Source organism: Mycobacterium sp. 852002-51971_SCH5477799-a, from assembly GCF_001667145.1.
Taxonomy (GTDB): Bacteria; Actinomycetota; Actinomycetes; order Mycobacteriales; family Mycobacteriaceae; genus Mycobacterium.
This window is the reverse complement of record NZ_LZIF01000107.1, coordinates 100848-115754: the sequence shown is the minus strand read 5'-3', so window position 1 is coordinate 115754 and position 14907 is coordinate 100848. Positions and strand designations below refer to the sequence as shown.

The window sequence follows — 14907 nt, the reverse complement described above, 5'->3', positions numbered from 1 at the left end:
TGCCGAGGGCCCACCGGCGAGCGCGCCGACTGGTGGTACGAACCCTTCCAGCCGCAACCACCACCAACACCCAACTAGTCAGTTAGCGGCGTCGTATCGAAGGTGAAATCGGTTAAGGCATACCGAATTTCCGCTACACGGTGGCGCCTTGCCGTTGCTTGAAAAACACACTGACCCGAGAGATCAATCCATCGTCGCCCTGCTCGAACAGGATGCACTCGGGCCACGTGGTCGCAACGCTGTCGATCTCGAACGTCTCGGACAGCTCGGCGTAGGCCACCCGCGCATCCACGTGCGAGACCCGCCGCACCTCCAACCGATGCCCCTGGAGATTGGTGCACACCTTGCGCAAGTAGGCGACGTAGCGCGTCTTGCCCTCGACCACGTCGCAGAACGGCCCCTCCCGGGTCAGGCCGTCCTCGGCGATGGTGTCGGCAAGTCCGTCCCAGTCGTGGGCGGCCAGGCATTCCAGGTAGCGCTCGACCACGTTGTCTCGGGTGCCCATGTCGTCTCCGCTCGCTCGTGGGTCCACGGTAAGCGCGGCGTCATCGCAAGGCTAGGTTTCTTTCATGAGCTGGTGGACCGTGCACGCCGACCGGACACTGAGCGAGCATGTGCCCGCGCCGCCCGACGCCGTGCGCGACTTCTACGTTGACCTGGACAACATCAAGCTCGTGCACCCGTTGATCGTGTCCGTGGAAAGGGTGTCCCGCAGCGAAACCCCCGACGGCTACCAGCAGACGTTCCGCGTGATCGACCGGATTCCATTGGGGCCGTTCATGATTCGAATCAGCTATCACGCCCGGGTGCGGGTGCCGGTCAGCGGCGACGTGCTGACCGAGGCCGACCAGTCGCCCGGGGTCCGGTTGCGCGGCACGGTGAGTTTCGATCCGGTCGACGGCGGCACCCGGGTCACCGAACGGATTTCGATCACCGCTCCGCGGCTATTGGCCGGGGTGACCATCCGCGAAGGGGTCAAGGCGCACGTCAAGATGCTGGCCGGCATCCGCAGCCACTTCGAGTCCGGTTGACCGAACGCCCGAGGTGGCGCCCGGGATCACACGCCGGCGAAATCGATGACGCCGCGAATGTTGCGGCCCTCCCGCAGGTCTGTCATCGCCTCGTTGATCTGGTCGAGCCGATAGTGGCGGGTGACCAACTCGTCCAATTTCACCGCGCCGGCCTGGTACATCGACAACAGCATCGGCACGCTGGTGCGCGGATTCATCCCGCCGTACAGCGCGCCCCGCAGTTGTTTGGCCGACAGCGTCATTTCCTGTAGCACCAGCGGAACCGGCGGTTCGGTGAACGGGGTGATGCCGGTGAGCACGCAGACCCCGCCCTTGCGCAGCAGCGCCATCGCCAACGGCACCAAGTCGACATGCACCACGCCGGGGCAGATCACGACGCGGTCCGCCATCAGCCCCGCCGTGATCTCGTTGACCAGCGGCATCGCGTCCTGCGCGGAGGCGGCGGTGTGCGTAGCGCCGAAGATCTTGGCCGAATCTCGTTTGGACTCAACCGGATCCACCGCGACGACGTACTTCGCACCGACGGCGCGCGCCGCTTGCAGGGCGTTCATCCCGACACCACCGGCGCCGAGGACGACGACGGTGTCGCCGGGTTCGGTGCCCGCCGAGATCGTCGCGGAGCCCCAGCCGGTGCTGACCCCGCACGACACGAGCGAAGCGGCATGGAACGGGATCGCGTCGTCGATCTTGATGACCGACCTCTCCGACAGCACCGCATATTCGGCGAATGTGCCGAGTTGCCCGTAGGCCAACAGGTCTTCGTCGCCCAGGTGCCTGCGGCAGGTTCCGTCGGTCGGCATCTCCCGGACGAACAGGCTCGCCCCGATGTCGCAGATGTAGCTCTGCCCGTTCACGCAGAAGCGGCAACTGCCGCACGCCGGAATGAACGACAGCGCAACGTGGTCACCCGGCCGCACCGACGTCACGCCGGGCCCGACCTCTTCGACGACACCGGCACCTTCGTGACCTCCGAGCAGCGGGAACCAGTCCGGGGCCGGCTGGCCGCTGGCGGCGATCGCCTCGGCCGTCGGGACCACGTCACCGGTGAACAGGTGGTCGTCGGAGTGGCAGATTCCGGCGACGGCCATCCGCACCATGACTTCAGCCGCGTGGGGCGGGTCCAGCTCGATCTCGCGGATCTCCCAGTCCTGGCCGACCCCGCGGATGACGGCGGCACGACATTTCATTAGCGACCTCCCTTTCGTGGCTTGGCGGGGCTCAATGAGCCAGGCTCGCCCGCAGTTCCCGCTTGAGCACCTTGCCGTAGCTGTTCTTCGGTAACTCGTCGACGAATTCGTAACGCTTGGGCCGTTTGAAGCGGGCGATGCGCTCCACCAGATGGGCGTCCAGCGTCGCGGGTTCGACCACGCCGACGATGAACGCGACCACCACCTCACCCCACTCCTCGTCGCGGGTGCCCACCACGCACGCCTCGGCGACACCGGGGTGCTCGAGTAGCGCCTCCTCGACCTCCCGCGGGTAGATGTTGCTGCCGCCGCTGATGACGACGTCCTTCGAACGATCCCGCAGGGTAAGGAAACCGCGCGCGTCGAACGAACCCATGTCGCCGGTGTAGAGCCAGCCGTCCTTGAGCGCGTCGCCGGTCGCCTCGGGGTTGTGCCAGTATCCGGACATGACCGCGTCACCGCGGCAGACGATTTCGCCGATTTCGCCGACGGGCGCCGCGCTGCCGTCGGCGCGCAGCACCGCGACCTCCATGCCCGACCGCGCATACCCGACCGATCCCAGGATCGCGTCGTCGTCCGACTCGTGATCGGCGCGGCGCAGCCCGGTGATGGTCATCGGCGATTCGCCCTGCCCGTAAATCTGCGCGAAGATCGGGCCGAACGCCGTGATCGCCTTGCGCAGGCTTTCGACGTACATGGGCCCGCCGCCGTAGACGATCGTCCGCAGATTGGCCGGGCGGCTGCGGCCCGTATCGACCAGCCGTTGCACCATCGTCGGGGCCAGGAACGCGCTGGCGGCCGGATGGTGTTCGCAGAGATCGAGGAACTCGTCGGGATCGAATGCCCCTGAGGCGGGCAGGATTTGCCGGGCAGCGCGCAGTGTGTACGGCAGGATGTAAAGCCCCGACCCGTGCGACATCGGAGCGGCATGCACCAGGCTGCAGTTCTCGTCCGGTTCGTCGATGTCGGCGAGGTGGGCGACCGTCATCGCCGTGAGGTTGCGGTGCGAGAGCATCGCGCCCTTCGAACGGCCGGTGGTTCCGCTGGTGTAGAACAGCCACGCCAGCGCCGACGGGTCCGTGCGTGGCGGTCGCGCCGGGGTGACGGTGAAGCGCCGCGAATACTCCTCGGAATCAAGGATTTCCGTGGGCGTCGTGGTTATGGGGGCGAGCTCGGCACCGATGACCGATGACGCGAATACCCGTGCGGCGACGGCGTCGTCAAGGATCTGCGCCATCTCGCGCGGATGCAGCTTGTAGTTTATCGGGACGACCACACATTCGGCGGCCCAGATCGCGAACATCAACTCGACGATCTCGGGGCGGTTGTGGGTCGCGATCGCGACACGAGCGCCCGCGCCGTGCTGCCCGCGAATCGAAGCGGCCAGCCGTAACGTCCGGTCCCGCAACTCGATCCAGGTGCACACGCGGCGTTCCCCGAGGTATAGCGCGCCGCGGTCGGGGAACCGGCTCGCGGCCTGGTCGAGCATGGCGAACAGATTCATTGCTCGATCCACCGCGACGACAGCGCGAACTCGGACAGGTACTTTGTCGAGCTCCAGCCGCCGTCGACGACGATCGTCTGACCGTTGATGAAACTGCCACCAGGCGAACACAGGAAGGCAATTGTGCTGGCGATGTCGTCGATGCGGCCCAGCCGCTGATGCGGCGTCATCTCGGTGTTGATCTTGCGGAATCGCTCGTCCTCCAAGCGCTTCTCCACCATCGGCGTCACCGTCACCCCGGGGGCCACGGCGTTGCAGCGGATGCCGGACGCGCCGTACTGACACGCGATGTGAGTGGTCAGCGCGGTCAGGCCGCCCTTGGCGGCGGAGTACGCGCCGCCGCGCAGGCCGCCGACGACCGCGAATGTCGAGGTGACGTTGATGATCGCCGACCCGGGTTCCATGTGGGGCAGCACCTCGCGGGCGAGCCGAAACGGCGCCCGCAGCATCAAACCCAGGAAGTAGTCCAGGGTTTCGTCGTCGGTCTCGTGCAGCGGCTTGGGGCTACCGACTCCGGCGTTGTTGATCAGGAAGTCGATATGGCCCCACCGGTCGACCGCGAGGTCCACGATGCGGCGCGGTGCGTCGTCGTCGGTCAGGTCGACCGTCAGGGTCGCGATGCGTTCCGAATCGCCGACCGCCGCTTCCAGCTCGGCGAGCCGGTTGCGGTCGCGGCCGGTGCCGAGGACCGCCATGCCCATCTCGGCGAGCTTCGTCGCGCACCCCAAGCCGATACCGCTGCTCGCGCCAGTGACGATTGCGACCTGCATCTCACCCATCCTTCGTCAACTCCTGCATCAGCGACACCCGGATCCGATGCTTGAGAACCTTGCCCGCGTCGTTCTTCGGCAGGACGTCCCGGATCACGACCTGTTCGGGTGCCTTGAATTTGGCGACGCCCTTGCTCACCAGCAACGCAAGCAAACTCGCGACGTCCGGGGCCGCCGCGCCCGCGGGCACGATCACCGCACAGGCCCGCTCCCCGGTGCGGTCGTCGGGCAGCCCGACGACCGCGACCTCGGCGATGCCGGGATGGTCGGCAAGCAGGTCCTCGACCTCCTTGGCCGAGATGTTCTCCCCGCTGCGAATGATGACGTCCTTCGCCCGGCCGGTCACCACGAGGTATTCGTCGTCGATCCAGCGCCCGAGGTCGCCGGTGCGGAAAAAGCCTGCGTCATCGAAAGACTCGGCGCCGTCTTCGGGGTGAAGATAACCCCGCAGCATCTGTGGGCCGCGCACACAGATCTCCCCGTCGCCGGTGGGCGCGGCTTCGTGGGCGACGAGCTTGATCTCGGCGATCCCGGGCCTGCCGTCGGTATCCGCCGCGGCACCGGCCTCGTCGGGACGGGGAGCGCCGACGGTCGCGACGGGCACTTCCGTGCAGCCGTACACCCTGGTGATCACCGCGCGGTCGAAATACCCCGCGGCGCGGCGGATCAACGACGGCGACGCCGACGCGCCGCCGCAGATGAACACCTTCAGGTCCGGCAGGCGGGTCCCGGTGCGCTCGGCGGCCGACAACAACTGCTGCAGAAACGGTGTGGCCCCCGCCATGTGGGTGCACCGCTGCGAATCCATCAGGGCTACCGCCTCCGATGCGTCCCACCGGTCCATCAGCACCGCGGTGGTGCCCAGCAGCAGCGGGCATTCGAAGGCATATATCGAACCGCCGATGTGCGCGACCGGCGACGGCACCAGGAACGTGTCACCCGGCGCGATCATCCAGTGGTCGCGGATCTGACAAATCAGGGCATGCATCGAGTTGTGCGTGTGCAGGACGCCTTTCGGGCGGCTCGTGGTCCCGGACGTGTAGAGGATCATCCGTACGGAATCGGGATCCAGCGCCGGAAGCGCCGCGGCGTCGGGGGCCTGCTCAAGCAGTGAGCCGTACGGTGTGTGCGCACCGGCGTCACCGCGCAGCACCACCACCTCCGGCGCGCGCCTCATTGCGGCCGTCACGCGTTCGATCATCGCCGCGTAGTCGTGGCCGCCGTAGCTTTGCGGGACGAAAAGCATTGTGGTGCGGGCATCGTCGAGGATGAAGCGTAGGTCGTGGTCGCGCAGCGACGGCAGGATCGGGTTCACCACCATCCCGGCGAGTGTTGCGCCCAGGTAGATTGCGGCGGCCTCGTGCCAGTTCGGCAGCATGAACGACACGACGCTGCCCGTCGGCATGCGCGCCGACAGGGCGGCCGCGAGTGCTTTGGCCTGGGCGTAGAGCGCGGCGCAATCTATCCGAGTATCCCTGTCCACCAGGGCGATTCGCCCAGGTGATTCCTGCGCTGCCGCACGCAGCGTGTCCGCCAGCGTAGTGTGCACCCATAACCCGCGCCGGTATGCCTCCAAAGCTTGGACCGTGTCCTGGGGCGCCCGGGCAGTCACCGCGACCTCATTCGGAGCGGCCTATTCATCCACGCGACGCATGGTCATCGCGTACCGAAACCTCGACGACAGGTGGGTGTTGATCGTCACCTGGGCCACCTCACCGTCGGAGGTGGTGTAGGTGCGCCGCATCTGCAGCGCGGCCGTCCCCGCTTCCACACCGAGTCCGTCCGCCAGCTCCGGTGACAGCAGGACGGCGGCGATCTCCTGGTGCAACCGGGCGACGCTCACGCCGAACAGATCCTCGATCAACGGAAAGATCGGGCCGACGTGGCGTTGCAGCAGCCTGCCGACGGCGGCGAAACTGCGGTTGATGTAGTACTCCGTCCGGCACATCGGCACCGACGCACCGTCGGCCAGCCGGTAGCCGCGCACCGACAACCACTGGGAGCCGACTTCGAGGCCGGTGCGAGCGGCGAGCTCGTCATCGATCGTCACCATCGCGTTGGATTCGATCGTCAGCTGCGCGCCGGCCGCGAACGCCAGCAGATCATCGATCGACATCGCGTCCTGGGCATAGGAGCTCGACGCCGGCCGGGGTACCACCCGGGTGCCCGCCCTCGGCCGGGATGCGACCAGATTGTCCTCGCGCAGCCGGCGCAGCGCCTCGCGGATGGTGTAGCGGCTCACCGCGAAGCGCTCGCACAGCTGGTGTTCGGTGGGCAGCTGCGATCCCACCGGGTATACGCCGTCGACGATCTCCTTGCGCAGCGTGCGCGCGATCTGGAGGTAGCGGTGGTCGCCGGCAACGGCCTGGGGCATCAGGGACCGCCCGGGGTCGGGCGTAACGCCAGCACGCTGCCGTCGCCGTCGGCCGAGATGTAGAGCGTCCCGTCGCCCGCGGCGGCGATGCCGGCGAACGGGCCCTGCGGCCCGGAGAACGGCGGCATGCCGCGCAGCGGTTTAGGGGTGACCCCCGGCGGGGGACCGACCGGCAGACCGGATGCGATCGTGCGCCGCGCGTTGGTGCTCAGATCGAACGCGATCAGCTCCTTGGCGCCGGCGTCGACGACGTAGAGCACATCTCCGCGAACCAGAATGCCCTGCGGCCGTCGTAGATCGGTGACGACGGTGTCGGGGTTCGATCCGTTGATCCGCACCACCCGCCCGGCTCCGGCCTCCGCCACCAGCGCGGACCCGTCCGCGTCGATCGCGACGCCGACCGGCTCGCGCAGCCCGGTCGCCAGCACCTCGACGTCACCGGACTCCCACGACAGCACCCGCCCGGTGCCCAGCTCGGCGAACACCACGCCTCCCGGGCTCAGGGCGACGCCGTAGAGCTGGTCGAAACCGTCTGCCAGCACGTCGGTTTCGTTGGCCTCCGGCCGATACCGGCCGACCTGGCCGCCAGATGTCGTCACGACGAACTCGCCGGGCCCGCTGGCCGCAACGCCACGCAGGAATCCGGGGTAGCCGGGGCTGAACAACATCCCGGCGGTGTGCAGGGACCCGTCGGGCAGGGCAACGTAGAAGTACGTGCCGTCGGCGATGTAGAGCTGCCCATCGTGGCTGACCGCCAGATCAAGCGGCCAGTTGAGGCCGCCTGCCAGTACGGATTGCGTTGTGCCGTCGGGCATTATCTCGGTGATCTCGCCGGTGAAGTTGGACACGAACAGCCGATCGCCGACGAAGGTGCAGTTGTCCAGGCCCGGGTTCAGCTGGGCGAGCAGACGCTGTTCGCCGGTGCGCGGATCGATGCGCAGCACTTGTCCGGTTGCTACCTGCGTCGAGACGATATGGCCCTGGGCGTCGAACTTGACCGAGTCGGGCACGCCGAGACCGGTTGCCACGCATTGCGGTTCGCCCCCGTCGGGGTCGATGCGCCAGATTTCGTTGGCCCCCATCACCGGGAAGTACAGCAGGCCGTCCGGGCCGACCTCCATCGCATTCGGTGAGGGCACGTTCTCCAACAGCACCCGCGGTGGCCCGCCCGCCAGGTCGAATTCCAGCAGCCGTCCGCCTTCACGGCATTCACCGATGAACAACCGGTCCCGATAGAAGGTGATGCCGTTGGCCGACGGCACGTCGTCGCGCAGCACTCGCGTTCGGCCGCCTGTGTCGCGCACGCTGACCCGGCCGTCCATCACCTCGGTGGCGTACAGGTTGCCGGCGGCGTCGAACGCGACGTCGTCGGGTGCCACGATGTCGCCACCCTTGGGGCTGGCGGTCACCAGTTCCCCGGTGCGGTGGTCCAGCGCGCTGATCTGGCTGCCGGTCACCTGGGCGATGTAGATGCGACCGTCCGGACCGGCGCGCAGACCGTTGGCGCCGAACAGCCGGCTGGGCGCGGTGACCCGTTCGAGCTCCCAACCCTCGGCGACGTCGATGGGATGCGCCACTGGGTACCGCGATGGCTGCGTTGAGATGGGCATGGCTCGCCGAGGTCCTTCCGTCAGCCGTTTGAGCTGGACGCTATCAACTCCTCCTAGTCCAGACAATAGCCGCCGAAGCGTGGCGGACCGACCTTGACAGCGAAGTCCACCGATCGGAATAGTGTTCTCCAACGAGCAGAATGCGATATCTTGTCCGGACAAAATTAGCACTGATCCCGCTCCGGGCGACGCGACGCCCGGCGGCGGGGGAAAGCAGGTCATGGCCGATCACGGGGATCTCCTAGGACTCGACGGGCGCGTCGTCGTGGTTTCCGGCGCCGGCGGGGGCGGCATCGGCACAACCGTCACGGCCATGACCGCGCGGGCCGGGGCCACCGTGATCGCGGTGAGTCGGTCGAAGGAAAACCTCGACGAACACATCGCCCCGCTGGCACAGCAGGGCCTGCCCGTGCTGCCCGTCGTCGCCGACGCGTCGACCGACGAGGGCATCGCCGCGGTGCTCGACCACGCGCGCCGCGCCGACGGCGACTTGTACGGGCTGGTCAATGTCGCCGGCGGCGCCGAGCCGTCGACGTGGATGCCGACCACCCGGGTGGCGCGCGGCGACTGGCGCAAGATCTTCGCCGACAACCTCGAAACGACCTTCTTCATGAGTCAGGCCGTGGCAGGCGAGCTCGTCGCGCAGCACAAGCAGGGATCGATCGTGTCGATCTCCTCGATCAGCGGCATGAACACCGCACCGTTTCACATCGCCTACGGCACGGCCAAGGCCGCGATCGTGGCGATGACCCGCACGATGGCACTCGAGTTGGCGGTGGCGGGAATTCGGGTCAATGCCGTCGCTCCGGGCGTCACCGAGACGGTGGCCTCCCGCACGTACGTCGACGAGGACCCTGATCGCGACCGGCAGGCGATCGCGATGGGGCGCCGTGGGCGGCCCGAAGAGCAGGCCGGCGCCATCCTGTTCCTGCTCTCAAAGATGTCCAGCTACGTCACCGGCCAAACACTGCTCGTCGACGGCGGGCTGGACCTCAAGTGGAGCCACCTCGGCGCCGACAACACGTCGCTTTTCCTCAAGGACGAATCCTTCCGCGCGGCGATCAGGAGGATGTGATGACCGATCTGGCCAAGGGCGCGAATGCCGAAGCGGCCGAGGAACTCTCGGCACCGATGACCATCGGCGTGGAGGCTTACATCTCCGAGGGCTACGCCCGCGCCGAGCGGGACAAGCTGTGGCGCAAGGTATGGCAGCAGGTAGGCCGTGTCGAGGAGCTGCCCGAGGTGGGCAGCTATCTGACCTACGACATCCTCGACGATTCGATCATCGTGGTGCGCACCGGCGCAGCAGAATTTCACGCCCACCACAACGTGTGCATGCACCGCGGCCGCCGCCTGATCGACACCCCCGAGGGCGCCAAGAACGCCTGCGCGCGAACCCGAAAGTCGTTCGTCTGCGGCTTCCACGGCTGGACCTACGGCCTGGACGGTGCATGCACCCACATTCGCGAACAGCAGGACTGGCAGGGCACGCTCACGCCCGACAACACCCACCTTCGTCCGGTGCGGATCGACACCTGGGGTGGTTGGTTGTGGATCAACATGGACCCCGACTGCGAGCCGCTCGCCGATTTCCTGTTCCCCGCCGCGAAGATCCTCGACCCGTTCGGGCTGGAGAACATGCGCTACAAATGGCGCAAGTGGCTCTCGTTCGACTGCAACTGGAAGGTCGCGCTGGAGGCCTTCAACGAGACCTACCACGTCTACACCACCCATCCCGAGTTCAATAAGTTCGGCGAATTCAAGGGATGGGCGAAAGCCCAAGGCAAGCACAGCCACATCGGCTACGACGCACCCGAGGACATGGAGGCCACCAAGTCCAAAATCCGCCTCGGCATCGGCGCCGATCCCCGCGTGTCGACCGCGGAGATGCAGGTGTACACCATGGAGGAAACCAACGCCACCACCACCCAGACGCTGGTGAACGCCGCCAAGCGACTGGTTGACGAGCTGCCCGAGGGGACACCGGCCGACAAGGTCCTCGAGCACTGGCTGGCCTCGGCACGCCGCGATGACGAGGCCCGCGGCGTGATCTGGCCGACGATTCCCGCCGACATCCTCGGGCAGGCCGGCACCGCCTGGCAGATCTTCCCGAACTTCCAGATCGGCCAGGGCCTCACCAGCGCCCTGTGTTACGGCGCGCGACCGCATCCCAGCTACAACCCGGACAAGTGCATCTTCGAGGTATCGGTGTTCGAGCTGTACCCCAAAGGCCAAGAGCCGCAGACGGAATGGGAATACACCCCGGTCGGGGACCCCCGGTGGCGGTCGGTGCTGCCGCAGGACTTCTCCAACATGGCCGCCGTGCAGCAGGGCATGAAGTCGCTAGGCTTCCCCGGCACCAAGCCCAACCCGTACCGCGAACGGAGCACCGTCAACCTGCACTACCAGTTGTCGAGGTACATGGGCACCGGTGAGCCCCGAGAGCTTTCAGACAAGGAGCGCCCCCAGGCATGACCGCTGACGTGACACAGCACCAAGACGGTTGCGGGCCCACCCAGACGCCCGACGACTTCGACATCGACGCGCTGCGCGAGAAGTACGCCCGGGAGCGCGAAAAGCGGCTCCGCAAGGAAGGTTCCAAGCAGTACGTCGAGTTGGAGGACGACTTCGCCGGGTACTACGAAGTCGACCCTTACACACCCGCGAGCACGCGTGAGCCGATTCGTGAGGACATCGACGTCGCGGTGCTGGGCGGTGGCTTCGGGGGACTGCTGTCGGCGGCCTACCTCAAGAAGGCGGGTGTCGACGACGTCCGCGTCATCGAACTCGGCGGCGACTTCGGCGGCGTCTGGTACTGGAACCGTTACCCCGGCATCCAGTGCGACAACGAATCATACTGCTACATACCACTTCTCGAAGAGCTCGATTTCATGCCGTCGAAGAAATTCGCCGACGGCGTCGAGATCTACCAGCACTGCCGCAACATCGGCAAGCACTTCGGCCTCTACGATTCGGCGATCTTCTCCACCCAGGTCCGCGACCTGCGCTGGGACGACGAGATCAAGCGCTGGCGGATCACCACCAACCGCGACGACGACATCCGCGCCCGGTTCGTCGTGCTGGCCTCGGGCCCGTTCCACCGCCCCAAGCTGCCCGGCATCCCCGGAATCAAGGACTTCAAGGGCCATGCGTTTCACTCGTCGCGGTGGGACTACGACTACACCGGCGGTGACAGCGGCGGCAACCTGCACAAGCTCGCCGACAAGAAGGTCGCCGTCATCGGCACCGGCGCCACCGCGATCCAGATCGTCCCGTTCTTGGCGCGAGACGCCCAGCACCTTTACGTTTTCCAGCGCACCCCCTCGACGGTCGACGAGCGCAACAACGCGCCCACCGACCCGGAATGGGTGAAGACGCTGCGGCCGGGCTGGCAGCGGGAGCGTCAGCGCAACTTCCACTCCTGGACGTTCGAGGGCATGGCGCTGGGCCAACCGGATCTGGTGTGCGACTTCTGGACCGAGCTCGGGCGCAACACCGCCGCGCGGGTGCTCGCCCTGCCCGACCCCGCGTCGATGACGCCCGAGCAGTTCATGGCGATCCGCGAGGAAGAGGATTACAAGTTGATGGAGCGGCTGCGCCGCCGAATCGACGCGTTGGTCGACGATCCGCACACCGCCGAGGCGCTCAAGCCTTACTACCGATTCCTGTGCAAGCGGCCGCTGTCCAACGACGAGTACCTGCCGATGTTCAACCGGCCCAACGTCACCCTCGTCGACGTCTCCGATTCCAAAGGCGTGGAACGTATCACCGAAAAGGGGTTGGTCGCCAACGGTATCGAGTACGAGGTCGACTGCATCATCTACGCCAGCGGCTTCGAGATCACCACCGAGATCAGCCGCCGCTACTCGATCGAGACCATCCAGGGACGGGACGGGCTGTCGCTGTTCGACTACTGGAGCGACGGTTACAAGACGCTGCACGGGATGACCAGCCGAGGATTCCCCAACCAGTTCTATACCGGTTTCACCCAGGTCGGCATCTCCGCCAACATCGCGGCCAACTATGAGCTGCAGGGCGAGCACATCGCCTACATCATCGCCGAGGCGCTGAAGCGCGGAGCCACCACCGTGGAACCCAGCCAAGCGGCGCAGGAGCATTGGTGCGCGACGATCCGGGAAACCGCGATCGACAATTCGGCGTTCGACGCCCAGTGCACCCCCGGCTATTACAACAACGAAGGTGGCGGCGGGGGCGAGGGAATCCGGTCGCACCTGGGCGAGCCGTACGGCCCCGGTTTCTACGCCTTCGAGGACCTGTTGCGGGTCTGGCGCGACAAGGGGGCGCTGGAAGGGCTGGTGCTCGGCGCTTGACCGAAACCGTTGCGCCACAACTCCGATTCGATGACCGCGTCGCCGTGGTGACCGGCGCCGGCCGCGGGCTGGGCCGTGCGTACGCGCAACTGCTCGCCTCGCGTGGGGCCAAGGTGGTCGTCAACGACGCCGGCGGCGGCCTCGACGGTGAGGGCGCCGACTCCGGGCCGGCCGAGCAGGTGGTCGGGGAGATCACCGCGGCCGGCGGCGAGGCCGTCGCCTGCGGCGCCTCGGTGGCGACCCGCGACGGCGGCCAGGAGATCATCGCGACCGCGCTCGAGCACTACGGTCGCATCGACATATTGATTCACAACGCCGGCAACGTCCGCCGCGGCTCGCTCAAACAGATGAGCTACGAGGACTTCGACGCCGTGCTCGACGTGCACCTGCGTGGTGCGTTTCACGTTGTGCGGCCCGCGTTTCCACTCATGTGCGACGCGGGCTACGGCCGCGTCGTGCTGACGTCGTCGATCGGCGGGCTGTACGGGAACTACGACGTGGCCAACTACGCGGCTGCCAAGGCCGGCGTGATCGGGCTGGCCAATGTCGTCGCGCTGGAGGGCGCCGCGGAGGGGGTACGGTGCAACGTGATCGTGCCGGCCGCGGTGACACGCATGGCCGAGGGCATCGACACGTCGGCCTATCCGCCGATGGGTTCGGAACTCGTTGCGCCCGTGGTGGGTTGGCTTGCGCACGAGTCCTGTTCGGTGACCGGTGAACTGTTCATCGCGCTGGCGGGCCGGGTGGCGCGGGCGGTGATCGCCGAGAGTCCCGGCGTGTGCCGGCCCGCCTGGAGCATCGAGGAGGTCGGCAGCCACCTGGACGCGATCCGCTACGTCGAGGCGCCGCTGATTTTCCCGGTCGTCCCGGACGGACACAACGAGCACATCCGCTACAGCTTCGAGCTCGCGCACCGCTCAACCGACCAAGGAGCGCCCAATGGCTAGCCCGACGGGCCCGATGGCGGGGCTGCGCATCATCGACCTGACCGCGATGGTGATGGGGCCGTACTGCACACAGATCATGGCGGACATGGGTGCCGACGTGATCAAAGTCGAGCCGCCGCAGGGGGATAACACCCGATACATCTCGGTGGGCCCGGCCCCGGGCATGAGCGGGGTGTTCGCCAACGTCAACCGCGGCAAGCGCAGCGTCGTGCTGGACCTACAGACCGACGCCGGAGCGCGCGCGTTACGCGCTCTCGTTGCGACGGCCGACGTGTTCATCCACTCGATGCGGGCCAAGGCGATCGCCAAGCTCGGCTTCGGCTACGACGACGTCGCCGCGGTCAATCCCGCGGTCATCTACACCAATTGCTACGGGTACGGACGCCGCGGACCCGACCACGACCGCCCCGCCTACGACGACACCATCCAGGCCGAGTGCGGCCTGCCCGCGGTGCAGCAGCAATTGACCGGCGAGGCCGACTACGTCGGGACCATCATGGCCGACAAGATCGCCGGGCTGACCGCGCTGTACGCGACGACGATGGCGTTGTTCCATCGCGAGCGCACCGGGCAGGGACAAGAAGTCGAGGTCGCCATGTTCGAGACCATGGCCTCGTTCATGCTCGTCGAACACGCCAACGGTGCCATGTTCGACCCACCCCTCGGGCCGGCCGTGTACCCGCGCACCGTGGCGCCGAACCGTCGCCCGTACCGCACCAGCGACGGCTACATTGCTGCGCTGATCTACAACGACAAGCACTGGAACGCCTTCATGAAAGCCGTTGAGCCACCATGGGACAGCGAGCTGTATGCGACGCTGGAGCAGCGCGCCCGCGAGATCGACACCGTCTACGGGCTGCTGGCCGAAACCATGAAGGAGCGTACTACCGCGGATTGGCTGGCGCTCCTTCGCGAACTCGAGATACCGGCGGCGCCCCTGAACACACCGGGAGCGCTGTTCGACGACCCGCATCTCAATGCCGTCGGCATGTTCGAGACGGTGGACAGCCCCCACGGGCCGGTGCGTTTCCCGGGCGTGCCCACCTGGTTCTCGCAGACACCGGGCCGCGTGGCCGGGCCGGCGCCGGAGCTCGGGGCCCACACCGAAGAAGTGCTCGCCGAAATTGCTGCTCCCGAGGGAAAGGGAATCTAA

14 protein-coding genes are annotated in these 14907 nt (G+C 67.0%); 7 read left to right on the top strand and 7 right to left on the bottom strand.

Annotated elements, in window-relative coordinates; genetic code table 11:
* Window positions 1-78, top strand: a 78-nt coding sequence (locus tag A5753_RS24915; protein WP_231990099.1) for a hypothetical protein, incomplete at its 5' end; no start/stop codon positions are given.
* A 55-nt stretch (window positions 79-133) separates the two neighbouring features.
* Here A5753_RS24915 and A5753_RS17005 read toward each other — a convergent pair.
* Window positions 134-505 carry a nuclear transport factor 2 family protein gene (locus A5753_RS17005; RefSeq protein WP_067130497.1) on the bottom strand — a complete coding sequence of 124 codons (372 nt, stop codon included), beginning with the start codon at window positions 503-505 and terminating at the stop codon, window positions 134-136.
* Window positions 506-569: 64 nt separating this feature from the next.
* Between A5753_RS17005 and A5753_RS17000 the strand changes: the two genes are divergently transcribed.
* Window positions 570-1031 carry an SRPBCC family protein gene (locus A5753_RS17000; protein WP_067130494.1) on the top strand — a complete coding sequence of 154 codons (462 nt, stop codon included), beginning with the start codon at window positions 570-572 and terminating at the stop codon, window positions 1029-1031.
* Between the two features lie 26 nt (window positions 1032-1057).
* On the opposite strand, the gene A5753_RS16995 is transcribed toward A5753_RS17000, so the two are convergent.
* From A5753_RS16995 to A5753_RS16970, 6 genes are read right to left on the bottom strand one after another with little or no spacing between them, the layout of a single operon-like run.
* A complete protein-coding gene (locus A5753_RS16995) occupies window positions 1058-2218 on the bottom strand; it encodes an NDMA-dependent alcohol dehydrogenase (protein ID WP_067130491.1) in 1161 nt (386 codons plus the stop codon).
* 31 nt (window positions 2219-2249) lie between these two features.
* The gene (locus tag A5753_RS16990; RefSeq protein WP_197694724.1) at window positions 2250-3722 is read right to left on the bottom strand and encodes an AMP-binding protein; all 1473 of its coding nucleotides are present in this window, start codon (window positions 3720-3722) and stop codon (window positions 2250-2252) included.
* Window positions 3719-4501, bottom strand: coding sequence for an SDR family NAD(P)-dependent oxidoreductase (locus tag A5753_RS16985; protein WP_067130486.1), 783 nt, complete (start codon window positions 4499-4501; stop codon window positions 3719-3721). Before A5753_RS16985 ends, A5753_RS16990 begins: the two co-directional genes overlap by 4 nt.
* The gene (locus tag A5753_RS16980; RefSeq protein WP_067130483.1) at window positions 4494-6104 is read right to left on the bottom strand and encodes an AMP-binding protein; all 1611 of its coding nucleotides are present in this window, start codon (window positions 6102-6104) and stop codon (window positions 4494-4496) included. The genes A5753_RS16985 and A5753_RS16980 overlap by 8 nt, the downstream gene beginning before the upstream one ends.
* 21 nt (window positions 6105-6125) lie before the next feature.
* Window positions 6126-6866: a GntR family transcriptional regulator gene (locus tag A5753_RS16975; protein ID WP_067130480.1), complete on the bottom strand. Its 741-nt coding sequence runs from the start codon at window positions 6864-6866 to the stop codon at window positions 6126-6128.
* Window positions 6866-8476, bottom strand: a complete 1611-nt coding sequence (locus tag A5753_RS16970) for an SMP-30/gluconolactonase/LRE family protein (RefSeq protein WP_067130477.1) — start codon at window positions 8474-8476, stop codon at window positions 6866-6868. Before A5753_RS16970 ends, A5753_RS16975 begins: the two co-directional genes overlap by 1 nt.
* A gap of 220 nt (window positions 8477-8696) precedes the next feature.
* Here A5753_RS16970 and A5753_RS16965 point away from each other — a divergent pair, with 220 nt between their 5' ends.
* Genes A5753_RS16965 through A5753_RS16945 form a run of 5 tightly spaced genes read left to right on the top strand, consistent with a single transcriptional unit; the run spans window position 8697 to window position 14907 of the window.
* Window positions 8697-9551 (top strand): SDR family NAD(P)-dependent oxidoreductase, encoded by an 855-nt coding sequence (locus tag A5753_RS16965; protein WP_067130537.1) that lies wholly within the window; start codon window positions 8697-8699, stop codon window positions 9549-9551.
* Entirely contained in the window at window positions 9551-10951 is a 1401-nt protein-coding gene (locus A5753_RS16960; RefSeq protein WP_067130474.1) for an SRPBCC family protein, read from the top strand. The genes A5753_RS16965 and A5753_RS16960 overlap by 1 nt, the downstream gene beginning before the upstream one ends.
* Window positions 10948-12807, top strand: a complete 1860-nt coding sequence (locus A5753_RS16955) for an NAD(P)/FAD-dependent oxidoreductase (RefSeq protein ID WP_067130472.1) — start codon at window positions 10948-10950, stop codon at window positions 12805-12807. The genes A5753_RS16960 and A5753_RS16955 overlap by 4 nt, the downstream gene beginning before the upstream one ends.
* Entirely contained in the window at window positions 12804-13754 is a 951-nt protein-coding gene (locus A5753_RS16950) for an SDR family NAD(P)-dependent oxidoreductase (protein WP_067130469.1), read from the top strand. Before A5753_RS16955 ends, A5753_RS16950 begins: the two co-directional genes overlap by 4 nt.
* A gap of 13 nt (window positions 13755-13767) precedes the next feature.
* Window positions 13768-14907, top strand: coding sequence for a CaiB/BaiF CoA-transferase family protein (locus A5753_RS16945; RefSeq protein WP_067130466.1), 1140 nt, complete (start codon window positions 13768-13770; stop codon window positions 14905-14907).

Excerpts from the sequence above, each read along its gene's own strand:
- A5753_RS16990 (WP_197694724.1), bottom strand. The coding sequence starts at position 3,722 with ATGAATCTGTTCGCCATGCTCGACCAGGCCGCGAGCCGGTTCCCCGAC.
- A5753_RS16985 (WP_067130486.1), bottom strand. The coding sequence starts at position 4,501 with ATGGGTGAGATGCAGGTCGCAATCGTCACTGGCGCGAGCAGCGGTATC.
- A5753_RS17000 (WP_067130494.1), top strand. The coding sequence starts at position 570 with ATGAGCTGGTGGACCGTGCACGCCGACCGGACACTGAGCGAGCATGTG.
- A5753_RS16945 (WP_067130466.1), top strand. The coding sequence starts at position 13,768 with ATGGCGGGGCTGCGCATCATCGACCTGACCGCGATGGTGATGGGGCCG.
- A5753_RS16975 (WP_067130480.1), bottom strand. The coding sequence starts at position 6,866 with ATGCCCCAGGCCGTTGCCGGCGACCACCGCTACCTCCAGATCGCGCGC.
- A5753_RS16995 (WP_067130491.1), bottom strand. The coding sequence starts at position 2,218 with ATGAAATGTCGTGCCGCCGTCATCCGCGGGGTCGGCCAGGACTGGGAG.
- A5753_RS16970 (WP_067130477.1), bottom strand. The coding sequence starts at position 8,476 with ATGCCCATCTCAACGCAGCCATCGCGGTACCCAGTGGCGCATCCCATC.
- A5753_RS16965 (WP_067130537.1), top strand. The coding sequence starts at position 8,697 with ATGGCCGATCACGGGGATCTCCTAGGACTCGACGGGCGCGTCGTCGTG.
- A5753_RS16955 (WP_067130472.1), top strand. The coding sequence starts at position 10,948 with ATGACCGCTGACGTGACACAGCACCAAGACGGTTGCGGGCCCACCCAG.
- A5753_RS17005 (WP_067130497.1), bottom strand. The coding sequence starts at position 505 with ATGGGCACCCGAGACAACGTGGTCGAGCGCTACCTGGAATGCCTGGCC.
- A5753_RS16960 (WP_067130474.1), top strand. The coding sequence starts at position 9,551 with ATGACCGATCTGGCCAAGGGCGCGAATGCCGAAGCGGCCGAGGAACTC.